Annotated in this window: 14 protein-coding genes; 8 read left to right on the top strand and 6 right to left on the bottom strand. The window is 51.6% G+C overall.

Features of this window, described 5'->3' with window-relative positions; all coding sequences use genetic code 11:
* Position 1: 1 nt before the first annotated feature.
* The 8 genes from xdhB to B152_RS0116075 all read left to right on the top strand — a co-directional run bounded on the left by xdhB (position 2) and on the right by B152_RS0116075 (position 10,035).
* On the top strand, positions 2-2,320 hold the full coding sequence (gene xdhB / locus B152_RS0116040) for a xanthine dehydrogenase molybdopterin binding subunit (RefSeq protein WP_020593450.1): 2,319 nt from the start codon (positions 2-4) through the stop codon (positions 2,318-2,320).
* 1 nt (position 2,321) lies between these two features.
* Complete coding sequence (xdhC, locus tag B152_RS0116045) at positions 2,322-3,305, top strand: xanthine dehydrogenase accessory protein XdhC (protein ID WP_020593451.1); 984 nt, start codon at positions 2,322-2,324, stop codon at positions 3,303-3,305.
* A 46-nt stretch (positions 3,306-3,351) separates the two neighbouring features.
* A complete protein-coding gene (locus B152_RS0116050) occupies positions 3,352-4,935 on the top strand; it encodes an ABC transporter ATP-binding protein (protein WP_211212226.1) in 1,584 nt (527 codons plus the stop codon).
* A complete protein-coding gene (locus tag B152_RS0116055) occupies positions 4,932-6,017 on the top strand; it encodes an ABC transporter permease (protein ID WP_020593453.1) in 1,086 nt (361 codons plus the stop codon). Before B152_RS0116050 ends, B152_RS0116055 begins: the two co-directional genes overlap by 4 nt.
* 5 nt (positions 6,018-6,022) lie before the next feature.
* Positions 6,023-6,943 carry an ABC transporter permease gene (locus B152_RS0116060; protein WP_020593454.1) on the top strand — a complete coding sequence of 307 codons (921 nt, stop codon included), beginning with the start codon at positions 6,023-6,025 and terminating at the stop codon, positions 6,941-6,943.
* Positions 6,944-7,069: 126 nt separating this feature from the next.
* The gene (locus B152_RS0116065; protein WP_020593455.1) at positions 7,070-8,137 is read left to right on the top strand and encodes a BMP family ABC transporter substrate-binding protein; all 1,068 of its coding nucleotides are present in this window, start codon (positions 7,070-7,072) and stop codon (positions 8,135-8,137) included.
* A 250-nt stretch (positions 8,138-8,387) separates the two neighbouring features.
* The gene (guaD, locus tag B152_RS0116070) at positions 8,388-9,710 is read left to right on the top strand and encodes a guanine deaminase (RefSeq protein ID WP_033406682.1); all 1,323 of its coding nucleotides are present in this window, start codon (positions 8,388-8,390) and stop codon (positions 9,708-9,710) included.
* Between the two features lie 34 nt (positions 9,711-9,744).
* Positions 9,745-10,035 (top strand): hypothetical protein, encoded by a 291-nt coding sequence (locus B152_RS0116075; RefSeq protein ID WP_020593457.1) that lies wholly within the window; start codon positions 9,745-9,747, stop codon positions 10,033-10,035.
* Between the two features lie 43 nt (positions 10,036-10,078).
* Here B152_RS0116075 and B152_RS0116080 read toward each other — a convergent pair whose 3' ends face one another.
* From B152_RS0116080 to B152_RS0116105, 6 genes are all read right to left on the bottom strand, one after another.
* Positions 10,079-10,837: a substrate-binding periplasmic protein gene (locus tag B152_RS0116080; RefSeq protein WP_020593458.1), complete on the bottom strand. Its 759-nt coding sequence runs from the start codon at positions 10,835-10,837 to the stop codon at positions 10,079-10,081.
* 170 nt (positions 10,838-11,007) lie between these two features.
* Positions 11,008-12,063 (bottom strand): endonuclease/exonuclease/phosphatase family protein, encoded by a 1,056-nt coding sequence (locus B152_RS0116085; protein WP_026261637.1) that lies wholly within the window; start codon positions 12,061-12,063, stop codon positions 11,008-11,010.
* Between the two features lie 96 nt (positions 12,064-12,159).
* Positions 12,160-13,155: a LacI family DNA-binding transcriptional regulator gene (locus B152_RS0116090; protein WP_020593460.1), complete on the bottom strand. Its 996-nt coding sequence runs from the start codon at positions 13,153-13,155 to the stop codon at positions 12,160-12,162.
* A 206-nt stretch (positions 13,156-13,361) separates the two neighbouring features.
* Positions 13,362-14,366 (bottom strand): ABC transporter permease, encoded by a 1,005-nt coding sequence (locus B152_RS0116095; protein WP_020593461.1) that lies wholly within the window; start codon positions 14,364-14,366, stop codon positions 13,362-13,364.
* Entirely contained in the window at positions 14,363-15,904 is a 1,542-nt protein-coding gene (locus tag B152_RS0116100) for a sugar ABC transporter ATP-binding protein (protein ID WP_026261638.1), read from the bottom strand. Before B152_RS0116100 ends, B152_RS0116095 begins: the two co-directional genes overlap by 4 nt.
* A 136-nt stretch (positions 15,905-16,040) precedes the next feature.
* Positions 16,041-16,979, bottom strand: a complete 939-nt coding sequence (locus B152_RS0116105) for a sugar ABC transporter substrate-binding protein (RefSeq protein WP_020593463.1) — start codon at positions 16,977-16,979, stop codon at positions 16,041-16,043.
* Positions 16,980-17,177 lie beyond the last annotated feature (198 nt).

Below are 17,177 nucleotides of genomic sequence, written 5' to 3' on the forward strand. Positions count from 1 at the left end.
TATGTTGAAAAAAATCCCCTCTCCCGCTCCTGCTCTTAACGTTGGCAAAGCAACCAAACACGACAGTGCTGACCGTCATGTTCGCGGCAATGCGCTTTATATCGACGATATTCGCGAACCCCGCGGCACCCTCCATCTCGCCCCCGGTTATGCCAGGGAATCCTGCGGGAAAATCAAATCGCTTGATCTCGATGCGGTTCGTTCTGCCCCCGGCGTCGTGGCTGTGCTCACCGCCTCGGATATACCCGGCCTGAATGACTGCAGCCCTTCCTTTGGCGGTGACCCGATTCTCGCTGACGGGCGGATCGAGTTCCATGGACAGGTGGTCTTTGCGGTCGTTGCCCGCAGTCATCTTGAAGCAAGAAAAGCTGCAAAGCTGGCTCATATAGAAGTCATAGCAGAAACGCCCATGGTCACTGCCGAAGATGGCCTGGCCCGGGAAGCCTCGGTTCTCCCGACCTACGAATTCAGTCGGGGTAGCCCTGAAGCAACGATCAAAGCTTCTCCACTTGCGCTTTCGGACTCTTTTCGTATTGGCGGACAGGAACACTTTTATCTCGAAGGCCAGGTCTCCCTGGCGATCCCGCAGGATCAGGGAGAAATTCTGGTTCACACCTCGACCCAGCACCCAACAGAAATCCAGCACCTCATCGCCAAGATGCTCAAGATCAGAGACGCTGCCGTTGTCTGTGAATGCCGTCGAATGGGTGGCGCTTTTGGTGGCAAGGAATCACAGGCGGCCCAGTGGGCCTGTCTCGCCGCGCTGGCTTCCCATGTAACCGGGCGCCCGGCCAAGATGCGCCTCGACCGTGACGATGACATGATCATGACCGGGAAACGTCATGATTTCCGCTGTGACTGGCAGGCAGGCTTTGACGAGACGGGAAAAATTTCTGCGGTTGAAGTTGATTTTCTGGCTCGCTGTGGCTGTTCTGCAGATCTGTCTCTCGGCGTCAATGACCGCACCATGTTTCATGCGGACAACTCCTATTACTACCCCGAAAACCGGATCACGTCACACCGGATCAAAACCAACACCGTTTCCAACACTGCCTTTCGCGGTTTTGGCGGCCCCCAGGGCATGGTTTTCTCTGAACGGATGATGGATGCCATCGCAATCAAGTTGGGCCTCGACCCGCTGGATGTGCGCAAAACCAATTTTTACGGCGATTCAGGCCGGGATATCACGCCTTTCGGCATGAAGGTCGAAGACAACATTCTGGAAGAGCTGGTGGGTGAACTGGAACAGACCAGTGACTATCGCAAGCGTCGTCAGGAAATTCAGGCCTTTAACACCCGAAGTCCCTTCCTTAAAAAAGGGCTGGCGCTGAACCCGCTGAAATTTGGTATCTCCTTTACCCTGAAACATCTCAATCAGGCCGGAGCATTGGTGCACGTCTACACCGACGGTTCAGTTCAGGTGAACCACGGCGGAACGGAAATGGGTCAGGGCCTCTATACCAAAGTCGCCCAGGTTGTCGCCGAGGAATTTGGCATCGACCTCGAGAATGTGCAAATCACCGCGACCACAACGGACAAGGTTCCCAATACGGCCCCGACGGCAGCTTCTTCCGGTACGGATCTGAATGGAATGGCTGCCAAGCTGGCCGCGGAAACCATTAAATCCCGCCTGATTGATCTCGCGGCCAAGCTTTACCAGATAGAAAAATCAGCAATTTCCTTTGCCAATAATCATGTACAGATCGGGCAACAAAAAATCCCCTTTGCCGAATTGACCCAACAGGCCTTTCTGCAAAGAGTGTCGCTTTCCTCGACCGGATACTATGCCACACCCAACATTACCTGGGATCGCGACAGCAAAAGCGGACGACCGTTTCTCTATTTTGCCTATGGTGCTGCCTGTGCCGAGGTTACAATCGACACCCTGACCGGGGAAATGGTGATCGACCGGGTTGATATTCTGCACGACGTGGGCAAATCCCTGAACCCTGCGCTGGACATCGGTCAGATTGAAGGTGGCTTTGTCCAGGGTATGGGCTGGCTGACGACAGAAGAACTGGTTTACGACGACCAGGGTCGTCTGCGTACTCACGCCCCCTCAACCTATAAAATCCCGACAGCATCGGATTTACCGGATGATTTCCGGGTCAAACTCTGGGATTCACCGGGCAACCGGGAAGATACAATTTATCGCTCCAAAGCAGTGGGTGAGCCTCCAGTCATGCTGGCAACAGCCGTTTTCTCGGCCATAACCAATGCCATCGCGTCTCTGAAGCCCGGCGTTCTGCCCCAAATCAGCGCTCCTGCCACACCGGAAAATATTCTGGCAGCAGTCAAGCTGATGAAAAGCGGAGACTGAAATGAAGGTCTGGTCACTTCTTGCAAAACAACTGGAACAGAACAGCTGTTGTGCCCTTGTGACCATGGTCGAGGTTCAGGGGTCAGCCCCGCGTGAAGCCGGAACCAGAATGGTTATCCGCCCGGATGGAGGCTTTCACGGCACCATTGGCGGTGGAACACTGGAATGGCGGGTTCTGGCTGACGCCCAGAAACATATGAAGTCTGCCCACGCCCAGGTTCACTGGAGCAAGCATGCGCTCGGACCGCAACTGGGCCAGTGCTGTGGCGGCGTGGTCCGCCTGCTGATCGAGGTATTCTCCAGAGAGCAGCTCCCCGAAGTGCGTTCTCTGGCTGAACAGGAAAACAACGGACCCTTTTTTACAACAGGGACGGCACAACAATCTTCAATCCGCAGAGAAATTACGACCAGTCCTGCACATCAGCCAATCGCCATTTCTTTCGACAGGAAAGGCAACCTGCAGGAGCGTTTCGGCGAAGACCGGCGCAAGGTCTACCTTTTTGGCGCAGGTCATATCGGCCGCGCCCTGATGCTCAATATGGCGGCTTTGCAATTCGACTTGCAGTGGATTGATTCAAGAGCAGAATCTTTTCCTGCTCTGGTGCCTGCCAATGTTGAAAAGTGTTTCACACACAATCCCGTTGCGGCTCTGGATACGGCACCGGACGAGAGCTTTGTGGTCATCATGACCCACAGCCACGCACTGGATCTTGATCTTGTTCATGCTGCCCTTGCGGCAAAGCGATTTGCTTATGTTGGTGTTATCGGTTCAGAAACAAAAAAAGCACGCTTCCGCAACAGGTTACGTACAGCAGGACTTGAAACAGAAACGCTAGACAAACTAATCTGCCCCATCGGTATTGCGGGCATCAATTCAAAACATCCCGCTGCAATCGCGGCATCCGTAACGGCGGAACTGCTCGTGCGGGATGAAGAAATTCTTGGTAAACAACAATCGGTGTTCAGAATCGCCGAAGAAGGCTAAAAAGCCTAAGACCAGGAAATAATCACGGCAACGGGAGGGCCGGCATGTGACGGAGAAAATGTCCGTAAAAGGTGGAACTGCGGCTAGAGCAGAGTATCTACTGGAAGCACGCAACATCACCAAAATGTTCGGTGACCTTGCAGCCAACAGTAATGTAACCCTGAAAATAGCCCCCGGAGAAATCCACGCACTGCTTGGCGAAAACGGCGCCGGGAAATCAACGCTGGTCAAAATTATTTATGGTGCGCTGCAACCCACAGTCGGCGAACTCAGCTGGTTGGGGGAAACAGTCAACATTGCCAACCCTGCTGCCGCAAGGAAACTCGGGATTGGCATGGTTTTTCAGCATTTCTCGCTGTTTGAAGCCCTGAGCGTCGCGGAAAATATTGCTCTTGCGTTGCCCGGCGACATTGATCTTGACGAACTTTCCAAAAAAATCAGCCAGGTTTCAAGCGAGTATGGCCTGCCTCTGGAACCAACTGCGCTGGTTGCAGATCTTTCCGTCGGCGAACGCCAGCGTATCGAAATTGTACGCTGCCTGCTCCAGGAACCCCGTCTGCTGATCATGGATGAGCCTACAGCGGTTCTCACGCCTCAAGAAGCCGACCAGCTGTTTCTCACGCTTGAACGGCTCGCCAGCGAAGGCTGTGCTGTTCTTTACATCTCCCACCGTCTGGATGAAGTCAAAAGGCTCTGCCATGATTCGACCATCCTGCGTCACGGCAAGGTCGTCGGCACGGTCAACCCGCAAAAGGAAACCGCCGCCAGCCTTGCGCGTCTGATGGTTGGTGCTGATGTCCATGCCATTAACAGCAACCGGGTATCCTCTCCTGGAGCAAGTCTGCTGAAACTGAACGACCTCAACCAAAAAGCCGATGGCCCCTTTGGTGTTGCCTTGCGGAATATTGAACTGGATGTAAGAGCTGGCGAAGTCGTCGCCATTGCAGGCGTTGCCGGGAACGGACAGTCTGAACTTTTTGATGCCATTTCCGGCGAACGTCTTTCAAGCACAGCTGAAAGTATCTGCATCAACGATCGGAACTGTGGTCTGGACAACATCACCTTACGCCGTCGCCATTCATCCGGATTTGTGCCGGAAGAACGCCTGGGCCATGGGGCTGTTCCCGGTTTCACTCTTTCCGAAAACATCATCCTGACCCGCCATTCTGACGATGACGGCCTTTCCAGGTCGGGATTTCTCGACCGGGCCAAGGCCATTGCGATCAATGAACGGATCACCAAGGACTATGATGTCCGCAAAGGAAAACCGGACCCGGAAGCCCGGGCACTTTCCGGTGGAAACTTGCAAAAATTTGTTGTTGGCCGTGAACTTGATCGCAAACCAAAGGTGTTGGTGATCAACCAACCGACTTGGGGTGTTGATGCGGGTGCTGCTGCGCTTATCCGGCAGGCCCTGATTGATCTTGCACTATCCGGTTCTGCAGTTCTGGTTATTTCACAAGATCTTGACGAGATCTTTGAAATTGCCGACCGCATTGCCGTTATCTCTCGCGGACAGCTGTCAGAGGCCTTTCCCGCCAGCGAGCTTTCGCTTGAAAGCATTGGCCTGATGATGGCCGGCGCACACGAGAAAAAAGACAGCCACATCACTGAAAAGGCAAGCGCATGAGACTGATTCTGGAAAAGCGTTCCGAACATTCGGAATTCATGACCCTGATGTCGCCTTTACTGGCTATCTTTTTGACGGTGATTACCGGGGCTATCATTTTTGCGCTTCAGGGGCTTAATCCGCTTGAAGCGCTGTACGTCTACTTCGTCGAACCAGTAACAAGCATGTGGTCGATCGAGGAAGTTCTAGTCAAGGCCGCCCCCCTGATTCTGATCGGGGTCGGACTGTCCATCTGTTATATGGCTAACGTCTGGAATATTGGCGCAGAAGGCCAGTTGACCATGGGCGCAACTTTTGGCTCGATCGTACCCATATTCTTTACCAGCTGGCAGTCTCCTCTGACACTTGTGGCCATGCTGATTTGTGGAGCGATCGGGGGTGCCGCTTTTGCAGCCATCCCTGCTTTTCTTAAAAACCGCTTTAATGCCAATGAAATTCTGACCAGCCTGATGCTCGTCTACATTGCCCAGCTGATCCTCGATTGGCTGGTCCGGGGTCCCTGGCGTGATCCAAAAGGTTACAATTTCCCTCAGTCTATTCCTTTCGAGGACTGGCAACTTCTGCCGACTCTCGGAGATGGCCGGGTTCATATCGGAATTATTCTCGCCATTGTTGCAGTGATTATCTTGAGCATTCTGATGTCCAGAACTCTCAAGGGTTTTGAAATCATGGTCGTTGGTAATTCGCCCCGCGCAGGTAGATTTTCAGGATTTTCCCGCAAGAAAACGGTCTGGTTTTGCCTGCTGCTTTCTGGGGGGCTCGCAGGCCTTGCAGGCATAGGTGAAGTTGCCGGTCCAAGCGGGCAGCTTCAACCTTCCATTTCTCCAGGTTATGGTTTTACTGCCATTATTGTTGCTTTCCTTGGCCGCCTGAACCCAATTGGTGTGTTTTTTGCCGGCATCATGCTGGCCATCACCTACATCGGGGGAGAAGGCGCACAGGTAGTCCTCGGGGTTTCAGATAAAACCGCCCAGGTGTTCCAGGGCATTCTGCTCTTTTTCATTCTCGCCTGTGACACCCTTATTCTCTACCGGATCAAACTTCTTGGCTCGGTTACCCCACAACAAGCAGCGGCGGAGTAAATCAAATGGATGGTACACAGGCAATTATTCTGACGATCATTACTGCCTCGACCCCCCTGCTTCTCGCGGCAATTGGTGAGCTTGTGGTTGAAAGGTCCGGGGTCCTCAATCTTGGGGTGGAAGGCATGATGGTTATGGGGGCCGTTTGTGGCTTTGCTACAGCCTACACAACCGGATCGCCGACCCTTGGTATCTTCGCTGGAATCATGGCTGGCGTGGGTATGGCATTTATCTTTGCCTTTATGACCCAGACCCTGGTTTCCAACCAGGTTGCCACTGGCCTTGCACTAACCCTTCTCGGACTAGGGCTTTCGGGGTTGATTGGCGAATCCTTTGTTGGTCTCCCCGGTGTCAAACTCACCCCGATTTCCATTCCGCTTCTGGGCGATATCCCCTTTATTGGCCGTATTCTTTTTGGTCAGGATATTCTGGTCTACGCCTCTCTCGCTCTGGTCGTTGCAACAACTTACGTTCTTTTCAGAACCCGGATCGGCTTGATCATCCGCGCGGTTGGCGACAACCACCACTCTGCCCATTCCCTCGGCTATAACGTCATTATGGTAAGATACGCCTGTATTCTTTTCGGTGGAGCCTGTGCCGGCCTGTCCGGAGCTTACCTTTCCCTGGCCTACACACCACAATGGATCGAGAATATGACTGCAGGACGTGGCTGGATTGCGCTCGCTCTAGTCGTCTTCGCCACCTGGCTTCCCAAACGCCTGGCAATTGGTGCCTACCTTTTTGGTACCGTCTGGATTATGGGTCTCTATGTACAGGCGCAGGGCTTGGGTATACCATCACAGTTCCTGTCGTCACTACCCTATCTGGTGACAATCATTGCTCTGGTTATTATTTCTGGAAACAAGACTCTCACTCGTGTAAATACCCCTGCGTGTATTGGTCAATCCTTTGTTCCTGATCGATAAACCGGATTATAATACAAACTCTTTCGGCGTCTTCGCGCAAAACGGCCAGCGTAGACGAACCACCTATGAACAGGCCGTTGAGTGTTCGCCTAACCCAGTGTTAGCTTAACAGGGAGGAATGCCCCAATGAAAAAATGGTTGGGATTTGCCGCTGCTGTCGCAATGTCTTTTGCGGTAACGTCAGCGTCTGCTGCAGACAAACTAAAAGTCGGTTTTATTTACGTCGGGCCTATCGGGGATCATGGCTGGTCCTACCAGCATGAACAGGGACGTCTTGCAATTGACGCCGCTCTTGGCGATCAGGTGGAAACCTCCTATATCGAAAAAGTTGACGAAGGCCCCGACGCAGAGCGTGCCATTGAACGTCTGGCCCGTCAGGGTGCCAATCTTATTTTCACGACTTCCTTTGGCTTCATGGAACCTACCTTGAAAGTCGCCAAGCGTTTTCCCGACGTGAAGTTTGAACACGCCACTGGTTACAAACGTGCAGACAATGTCTCCACCTATTCTTCGCGTTTTTATGAAGGCCGTTACATCATTGGCCAGATCGCGGCCAAAATGTCCAAAAACGGCGTAGCAGGCTATATTGGCTCCTTCCCTATTCCGGAAGTGGTGCGTGGCATCAACTCCTTCATGCTTGGGGCTCAGTCAGTTAACCCTGATTTCAAACTGAAAATTGTTTGGGTAAACTCCTGGTTTGATCCAGGCAAGGAAGCTGATGCGGCCAAAGTTCTGATTGGTCAGGGCGCTGATATCATTACCCAGCATACAGATTCCACCGCACCGCTTCAGATTGCAGGTGAACAGGGTGTTTACGGTTTTGGTCAGGCCTCAGACATGGTTGCTTTTGCACCAAACACTCAGTTGACAGCAATCGTTGACGACTGGTCGAGCTACTATGTCAACCGCACCAAAGCAGTACTGGATGGCACCTGGGAATCAACCGACACCTGGGGTGGTATCAACGACAAGATGGTTGGCATGGCGCCCTTCACCAACATGCCGGATGATATCAAAGCTGCGGCAGGAAAAACCACGGCACAAATCGTGACCGGCAAACTGCACCCCTTCCAGGGCCCGATCTTCAAGCAGGATGGCACAGAAGCCGCTAAAGAAGGCGAAACCATTTCTGATGGTGAACTCCTGGGCATGAACTGGTACGTCAAGGGTATTGATGACCAGCTGCCACAATAAAATACCGGTTCTTACCGGAATAGAATACAAAACGGGGCTCGATACAGTCCCGGAATAACCGGATGAAGTCAGCCCCTGCCCGTGCAGGGGCTGATATCGGGAAAAGACAGTCTGACGTGTGATGCATGAAATCCCCGGACTGAAAAGAACAAGCAGGTAAACATAACGGGTTCAGAGTGTGATTGGTGACAATCGCAGGAATATCCTGCGCGCCAGAAACAAGAAGCACGTCTACAGATAGGGTCATGTCATGACAATAACCGACCAGAAGCCATCCAGACTCCTTCGGGGATCAATGGTCAACTTTCTTGCCAATCCCCGCACAGAAGGGAATGTAAAAAGTACCGTTTATATCAAAAAAGGTGCACTTGTCCTGGCTCAGAACGGACGTATTCTCTGGCAAGGTGACTTTGCTGACATGCCAAGTGCCTACAAGGCCCTTCCCTGTGACGATTTTGGTGAACAGTTGATTCTGCCCGGCTTTATCGATGCCCATATTCATTTTCCTCAATACCGTATTCTCGCAGCACCCGGCAAAGATCTGCTTGACTGGCTCAACCGCTTTACCTTCCCCGAAGAGTCACGCTATTCCTCCCCGGATCATGCCAGCCATGCCGCAGACATTTTTCTGAACCGCCTTTTCAGCAATGGGACCACTTCGGCTCTTGCTTTTTGTTCCGTGCATAAAGTCTGTGCCGAGGCTCTCTTTTCTGCCGCTGAAAAACGGGGGATGGCCCTGCTCACAGGCAAGACCATGATGGACAGGCTGGCACCGGATGCTGTTCTCGACGACCCCGAGACCGGCGCACGCGAATCAAAAGAGCTGCTCGACAGCTGGCATAACAAGGGGCGGCTGAAATATGCCATCACGCCCCGTTTTGCTGTAACCTCTACCGATGCCCAGCTCCAGTTGAGCGGCGAACTTTACCGAGACCATCCCGACTGCATCATGCAGACACATCTGTCTGAAAGTCCCGGCGAAATTGCAACCGTGCAGTCCCAGTTTCCCTGGTCCAAAGACTACACCGATGTCTACGATCATTTTGGTCTGCTTGGGCCAAACTCTTTCTTTGCGCACGGCATCCATCTTTCCGAGCGTGAATGTGCCCGCCTGGCCGAAGCTGGCTCGACTGTTGTACACTGCCCGACCTCCAACAATTTCCTTGGTTCCGGCCTGTTCGATATCGATCATGTCAGAGATAAGCGCCGACCTGTCGGTGTGGGTGTCGCCACAGACGTTGGTGGCGGAACCAGCTATTCCATGCTCCAAACCCTGGGTGAAACCTATAAAGTAGCGATGCTCAAGGGCCGCAAGATCACCGCTCATGATGCTTTTTACATGGCAACACTGGGCAATGCCCAGCGTCTGAAAATGGACAAGGAAATCGGCAGTCTTGACGTCGGGAAGTGGGGCGATATCGTTGTTCTCGACCCAAAAGCTACACCCGTTCTGGAAAGCCGTCAGGAAGTCTCGGAAACTCTGGAAGACATTCTTTTCTCTCTGATGATCTTGGGCGATGACCGCGCAGTCAGAGCGACTTATGTTGCTGGAAAATCTGTGTACAATAAGTAATCATCAACTGGAATTGTCTGTCGGAGCATAGAGTATGCCCTGTGAACACCTGCTTCCGATTATGGCCTTCACCGAACGCGCAGGTATCAAAAAAATTTCACAGGGATTAACCTGGAGCAAAATGGCAGGCGAATGGGCCTACTACGACTGTCATTTCGCCTTCCGGATGGCCCAGCGGCTTTTCTCGTTACCCGATTTCGTGATCTGGCATGAACTCCTGGGAACCCACGAGGGCTCAGAAGCAGGATTTGTCTGCGAAAAGTGCCAAACCGGGGTCATGGGCCGACACAGTTCGATTGGTCAGGATCTACCTTATATCCCTTAATCTTTGCTCTAAATGTCTCGAAGAATAAGCCCCAGCTATTCGATTAAGAGCCTGCAGGGAGGATCTCTTTACCATATTTAGCAAAGATTTTGTCAATACTTCCGTCTGCCTTCATTCCTTTTATTGTCTCATCAAAAGCTGGCAGTATCCCTATATATTCCGATTCCTTACCGATACAAAGATGCAAAGGTAAAGATGCGAGAATACCCGGCATTTTTTCAATCTCATTTTTCAGTTCGCTATTTCGCATAAAATAGTCAAAGTTAAAATTGTTCCTCACAACGAGATCTCCCCGCTTCCCAGCCAGCATACGATAGGTCAGTTCCAGAGAATCTGCCCAGATCACTTTCAAATCCTTTTCTTGGCTTCTGGTCCAGTCATTACCCCGGTATTCCACCAGAATAAAATCGCCAAGATCATCATAAGACCGGATTTGGAGAAGTTCATCTCGCCGAGGATGACCTTTATAGGTGTAGACACCAACCTCAAGTACCAGGAGAGGCTCTTTGCTACAGGTTGTATAGCTGCTCCTGACAGCAGTCGGCACAGTTACAAAGGCATCAGCCTCTCCCTTGCGAACTTCTTCCTGTGCGCGGGCCCAGGGGTAGCTTTTATAAACGACCTCAAGATCGAGTTTATCTTTCAGGGCAATGTTCAAAACATCCACCCCGATGCCTTTTATCTGCCCGGCATCATTCCAGACCAAAGGAGCATAACTGTCTGGAAAAGCAAAGGTAAGGGGATCCGCCCGGAGAGAAAACGGCATCAACGATAAAAATGCAGTGAGCAGAATAACTCTCAAATAATCACACTCCTGAGTACCAGGGGATCTTTTTGTTGGACTGATATTTCCGGAATATTTATTCAACTATAATAAGTTATTTTCCAGCTGTTTTACAGGAAATTCCCTACTGCCCGGGAATCAAGTATCAGCTCGATAAAATCATCAACTCTGCGTACATTGTCCCCGAACTATTTCACAGTCTGTAACAGGTCTTTTACTTCCTGTTTATCAGTATCATTGGCCGTCACAGGTTTATTCTCGCTGTTGGTCTCTGGCTCGAAAATCAATTCAAAAACCATAGGAAAATGATCTGATCCCGTATAGGCAAGCCGTTTGATATTCACCAGACTGAAATCATCACTGTGAAACAGGTGATCCAGTGGCCAACGGGCAAACCAGTACTTTGCATGAAAGGAAGAGAATAACCCGCGTCCAATTCTAGGATCGAGCAAACCGCTTAGTTTCTGGAATCTTTCTGTCGTGCGTGACCAGGCAACATCATTCAAATCTCCGGTGACAATACAGGGAAGAGAATCATCAGCAACCTCCATCCCGATCATAACAAGTTCGGCATCCCGCTCAACCGTTTGGGATACAGGATCAGGAGGTTCGGGATGGACGACATAAAGCCGAAATCTAAAGCTGCTGTCCGGAACAGATACCGTAGCATGTATTGACGGGATATCTTCTCTCACCAAAAAACGGATATCTGCTTCTTCAAGCTTGAATTTGGACCATAAAATAATGCCGTAGGTATTATCCTGTGCACGCTCCAAACGGTTTTCATATCCCTCTGCCCTCTTTTGCAGCGCATCTACCCATGGCTGATCTGTCTCCATAAAAACGCAGATATCTGCATTCTCCCGAGAGATACGATCACAGAGGTCTTCATAGCGGCGGTTGTATTGCAGTACATTAGCAACAAGGAACTTGATTACACGACCTCGCTCGATTGTATGTGGTTTTGCGGTTCGTGCCTGAACCTTCACCAGCGGGGTATAACGAACAATTTTCACCAGCTGAATTGCCAGGCAAAATCCCAAGAGGCCATATAAGACCAGCAGGATTACTGTCCAGCCAAAACAAAATGGGCCCAGAAACAAAAGTCCCAAAAGCATAATTGCGAGTTGCACTCTGGGGAAATCAAACGTTCGCACCAACCCATGAGCCTGTGGCAACAGAGGCACAAGCGTGGCTATGCCCATAAAGAGGGAAAGAACAACATAGAGAGTCAAATAGATCATAAACAATCAATAGAGCGAATTATCGCTACACATGCAAGTTCCCGGGATTTTATCCAGATCGTGCACTGAAGCTTTCATCATTTCGTTTTACCTAGCTCAAGCAACAGGGGCAGGTCCCGAAGATCCCCGAACGATCAGGCGTCCCGGGTATTTGATATCTTCACCAATCCCCTTGGACTGTACCAGAAGATCCAGAGCAGAACTGGCCATCTGAGAGATCGATTGGCGAATAGTCGAAAGACGCGGGGTCACAAGAACAGCCAGAGGAATATCATCAAAGCCGACCACCGTTAGTTCTTGCGGCACCTCAATCTTGAGATCCCGTGCTGCCCGCATGACCCCGATGGCTTGCTGATCACTGGCGGTCGCGATTGCAGTCGGCCTTTGTCCAACAGGACGGTTAAGGAAAATTCGACCCAGCTCTTCACCAGCAGCAAAATCAAACGCACCCCGCAAAATTTCCAGATCCGGCTTCACCCCCAGGTCTTGTCCACCAATGGTCAATCCGGCGACAAAACCGCTTTCTCGTGCCCGTGCAACCCTTGTTTCCGAAGGACCAGCAGCGTAGCCGATACGAAGGTGTCCCATTTCCAGCAAATGAAGCGCAGCAAGGCTGGCACTGATTTCATGATCTGTTGCAATACAGGGATAGCTGACAAAAGTTCGGTCCAGAGCGACAATAGGGATATCCGTTGCCAGTTGCTGGGCATTGTCTTCTGATGCAGAAACAACCAATATTCCCAAGGGCGAACGGTCCAGCAGTGTTTCGATCTGCTGTTTCTCGTAAAGTGGATCATCATGCGTATTGGCCAACATCACGGATAATCCCTGCTCGGCAGCAAGCATCTCGACATGTTTTGCCAGTTGAGCAAAAAACGGGTTCGTAATATCGGGAACAATTAGCCCAACGATATCACTCCGGTTGGTTCGCAGAGCCCGCGCAACCGCATTTGGCTTGTATCTCAGTTCGCGGACAGCAGTTTCAACCTTTTCCTGCAGCTTTGGTTTGACCGTCTCATTTTTGGCCAAAACCCGGGATACCGTTCCAACGGATACCCCCGCTAATTGTGCTACATCTTTGATTGTTGCCATCTTGAACCACTGTCAGAAAATACGGTTTTCACTGCAGCAGACAAACTGTCTCATTTCCCTGCACAGCCAACTATATGTACATGAACCCGGGTATTTATAAAGCCCTTAGCCGGAAAAGGTAGCGTCACCCTAGGGAGGAAAAAGAAAAGGTGACGCTACGAGGCAAAAAAACAAGCCTGCCCAAATGGATCTCGCATTATCAGAGATCAGCTTCGGGTGTATTTGGCGCGATAGTGGTCAAGAATAACCGCGACAATAATCACCACACCTGTAATCATCTGGCGCATAAAATCACTTAATCCCAGCAAGATCAGTCCATTGGCCAGCACTCCGATAATAAAGGCGCCCAACAGTGTCCCCAGGACCGACCCGCGTCCTCCACTGAGGCTTGTACCACCAATAATCACCGCAGCAATGGCATTGAGTTCAAAGCCAACCCCGGCAATAGGGCTGGAAATATTCAACCGCGCCATATAGATGATGGCCGCAATCCCCGCCGTAAAGCCACAGATGGTAAAGGCAGCAACCTTGCACCAGAAAACTGAATGCCCTGCCAGTCGAACCGCCTCTTCACTGTTTCCCAGTCCATAGAGCAGCCGCCCGAAGACTGTTCTGGTCAAAACAAACCAGGCCAGTAACGCCAACATCAGAGCAACCAGAAAGACCACCGGGATTCCATAGAAGGTCATAGAGCCAAAGGCATTGAATTCTGACGGGAAAGAATAGATCGTTCTTGCGTCGGAAATATGCAGGGCAGCCCCCCGGGCCACATTGAGCATCCCGAGCGTAATAATAAAAGACGGCAAGGCCCAGAAAGCGCTGATGGCACCGTTCAGCACCCCGCAAAGGGTTCCCGCCAGAACAGCCGCCAGCACCGCAAGACTGATCGCCATTGGCACACCAACATCCAGCGATATCGCCTTGCCTGCCACAACAGCACAAAGCGCCAGTAACGACCCGACAGAAAGGTCGATGCCCCCGATCAGAATGACAAAGGTCATGCCCACGGCAAGCACCAGATTGATCGTGACCTGGGTCAGGATATTGGTGATATTATTCGCCGTCAGAAAGTGCTCTGTCGTCACCGAGAAGATAATAACCAGAGCCACCAGCGCCAGACCGATCCCGGCCTCGCGCAATACCGACTTGAAAGAGAATTTCTTTCGTCCGGTAAAGGGTGTCTGAGCAAGTCCTGTCGCTTCAACATTCATTTTTTGGTTCCCTGATCTTTGCGTTGATACGCCAGACGTAAAATAGCTTCTTCGGAAAAGGCCTCACGCGGAATTTCTCCCTGCACCCTGTGGTCCGACAAGACAAGTATTCGGTCACAAAGTGTAATCAGCTCAGGTAGTTCAGAAGAAACCACCAGCATCGCAACGCCCTTTTGGGCCAGGTTACGCATGATCGCGTAGATCTCGGCCTTTGCCCCGACGTCCACGCCTCTGGTGGGCTCGTCAAGCAGCAGAACACTTGGATCTCTCGCCAGCCACTTGGCGATAACCACCTTCTGCTGGTTCCCCCCGGACAGGCTTGACGCCCGGTCAGACAGGCCGCCGCTCTTCAGTTTCAACATACTGCCAAGCCGGTCGGCCAGGCTCAGTTCCGCCAACCGGTTAAGAAGGCCATTTTTAGACACTTTCTCCAGCGCCGCCAGAGAGACGTTGGCTGCGATTGCCATGTCAAGAATGAGGCCTTCGTCTTTACGGTCTTCGGTCACAAAGCCAATACCCGATTTAATCGCTTCCCGCGGAGAGGCAAAAGAAGCCGGAACGCCCTCACGCAGCATCTGTCCTGAGATCACTGGATCAATCCCAAAAATCCCGCGCAACAGCTCTGTACGTCCCGCCCCGACAAGACCAGCGATCCCGAGGATTTCACCATAGCGCAGATTGAAAGAAACGCCCTCTTCATACGGGGATTTCTCGACCCTGAAATTCTGTAACGAGAGAGCAACAGCCCCCGGCTCTGTCGTTGTTTTTTCCTGAGCCATTTCCCTGGCAAGGCGTCGCCCGACCATATGCGCAACCAGTTGATCTGGCGAGGTGACCGAAATGTCTTCCGTGACAATGGTCTCCCCGCTTCTGAGAACCGTCACCCGGTCACAGTTGGCAAAGACCTCGCTTAGATGATGGGAAACAAAGACCACCGTCACGCCCTGTGCGCGAATACCTGCAACAATCTTGAACAGTCGCTCGGTTTCCCGATCGGTCAGGGTCGCAGTAGGTTCATCCAAAATCAGAATTCTGCTGTCAGATTGCAGAGCTCTGGCAATCTCGATCAGCTGTCGATGTGCAATCCCCAGCGTATAGACCGGAGCCCTGACATCCACGTCCAGCAACCCGATAGCATCCAGCGCAACCCGTGCCCGGCGGTCCATTTCTTTTCTATCAAGAAGTCCCAGCCGCGTGCGGGGCATCTGCTCAAAGCTGATATTTTCAGACACAGAAAGGTGAGGCAAGAGATTGAATTCCTGATGCACCACCTGAATACCTTTAAATTTGGCATCCCGGGGGCCTGCAGGTTTATAGGCCTGCCCATCGAGCAGGATATCTCCGGCAGTCGGTTGGAAAACCCCCGTCAGAATCTTGATCAGGGTGGATTTTCCCGCACCGTTTTCCCCCACCAACGCATGAACTTCCCCGGCACGGAGGGCAAGGCTCACCCCCTTGAGGGCTTTTACCCCGCCAAAATTTTTGTGCAACTCTCTGACGCAGAGAATATCTGGAGAGATATCCCGCTGTGTGTCCATTTTATCCGCTTGTCGGTGGGAGGTTTCCCTTGTCTGGACAATATCCATAATCCGGGCCTTGTCAGTCTGAAATCAGAAAAACAGGACCAGCAGGCTGTTCTATTCACATCGTCCGGCTGCTGGTCCCATATAGATATTACTTTTCGCCAGTCACAAGCGTTACCGGGGTCCTGACCCAGCCCTGTGGCTTGGGTGAACCCGCAAGAACGTCAAGGGCAATATCAATGGCATTCGCTGCCATTTCCTGACCGAACTGATCCACGGTCGCCAGAAGACGGCCATCGGACAGCATCGGGCTAACAGCAGGAATATTGTCAAAACCCACAACCAGAATGTCCTTGGAACGTCCGGCTGATTCCAATGCCTTAACCACGCCGATTGCCATGGAATCATTCGCAGCCATAATCCCCTGGATATCAGGGTTCGCTGTCAGAATATTGGTGGCAACAGTGTTTGCTTCTTCAGTCTCCCAATGGGCTGTACGGGATTCAACTAAAACAAGTCCACCTTCCTTGATTGAATCTTCAAAGCCCATCTTTCTCTGGTGAGCGTTATCAGCCCCCGGGTTACCTTCAATGATAATAACCTTGCCGCCTTTGCCCAGTTTCTGAGCCAGGGCATCCCCGGCCAGCTTTGCCCCGCCTCGATTGTCCGGGCCGACAAAGGCAAGATCAACACCGTTTTCTTCTTTGGCCTTTTCATCCAGTGCAACGTCAAAGTTGATCACAACGATGCCCGCTTCCATAGCCCGTTTCAGCGGTGGCACCAATGCCCGGGAATCAGCCGGGGCAATCACAATGGCATCAACACCCTGAGTAATGAAGTTTTCAACGGCATTGATCTGGGTTTCGATATCCGCCTCTGACTGCATGCCCACAGCTTTGAGAACGTAATCACCACGTTTGGCTTCATGGGCATTTGCCCCTTCAAGCATGTTTTTAAAAAACTCATTGGCCAGAGACTTCATCACCAGTCCGACAACCGGTTTGTCATCAGCCATTGCCGGGGTAATTGCCGTGGCAGTCGCCAGGGCAAACGTCATTGCAGCAGCAGCTGCTACTTTTATGATTTTCATGATACCTCTTCCCGTTATGCCACCCTGTTCAGGCTTCAGAGCCTTTGGCGGCTTCTTTATGCAATGAATCCAGCTAAACAAATTTGTTTTTCACCGTCAATATGAAACGTTTCATATTTTTGTATCGTTTCATATTGACGGTGAATTTATCCATTCTGCAAAGAGGGTTAGCAGCAATAACTATTTTTCTGAAAAACG

Origin of the sequence: Kiloniella laminariae DSM 19542, assembly GCF_000374005.1 — a bacterium.
GTDB classification, from domain to species: Bacteria; Pseudomonadota; Alphaproteobacteria; order Kiloniellales; family Kiloniellaceae; genus Kiloniella; species Kiloniella laminariae.

What these genes read in the sequence shown, in the direction of transcription:
- B152_RS0116055 (WP_020593453.1), top strand. Translation starts at nt 4,932, where the DNA reads ATGAGACTGATTCTGGAAAAGCGTTCCGAACATTCGGAATTCATGACC.
- B152_RS0116060 (WP_020593454.1), top strand. Translation starts at nt 6,023, where the DNA reads ATGGATGGTACACAGGCAATTATTCTGACGATCATTACTGCCTCGACC.
- B152_RS0116095 (WP_020593461.1), bottom strand. Translation starts at nt 14,366, where the DNA reads ATGAATGTTGAAGCGACAGGACTTGCTCAGACACCCTTTACCGGACGA.
- B152_RS0116090 (WP_020593460.1), bottom strand. Translation starts at nt 13,155, where the DNA reads ATGGCAACAATCAAAGATGTAGCACAATTAGCGGGGGTATCCGTTGGA.
- B152_RS0116100 (WP_026261638.1), bottom strand. Translation starts at nt 15,904, where the DNA reads ATGGACACACAGCGGGATATCTCTCCAGATATTCTCTGCGTCAGAGAG.
- guaD (WP_033406682.1), top strand. Translation starts at nt 8,388, where the DNA reads ATGACAATAACCGACCAGAAGCCATCCAGACTCCTTCGGGGATCAATG.
- B152_RS0116065 (WP_020593455.1), top strand. Translation starts at nt 7,070, where the DNA reads ATGAAAAAATGGTTGGGATTTGCCGCTGCTGTCGCAATGTCTTTTGCG.
- B152_RS0116075 (WP_020593457.1), top strand. Translation starts at nt 9,745, where the DNA reads ATGCCCTGTGAACACCTGCTTCCGATTATGGCCTTCACCGAACGCGCA.
- xdhC (WP_020593451.1), top strand. Translation starts at nt 2,322, where the DNA reads ATGAAGGTCTGGTCACTTCTTGCAAAACAACTGGAACAGAACAGCTGT.
- B152_RS0116105 (WP_020593463.1), bottom strand. Translation starts at nt 16,979, where the DNA reads ATGAAAATCATAAAAGTAGCAGCTGCTGCTGCAATGACGTTTGCCCTG.
- B152_RS0116085 (WP_026261637.1), bottom strand. Translation starts at nt 12,063, where the DNA reads ATGATCTATTTGACTCTCTATGTTGTTCTTTCCCTCTTTATGGGCATA.
- xdhB (WP_020593450.1), top strand. Translation starts at nt 2, where the DNA reads ATGTTGAAAAAAATCCCCTCTCCCGCTCCTGCTCTTAACGTTGGCAAA.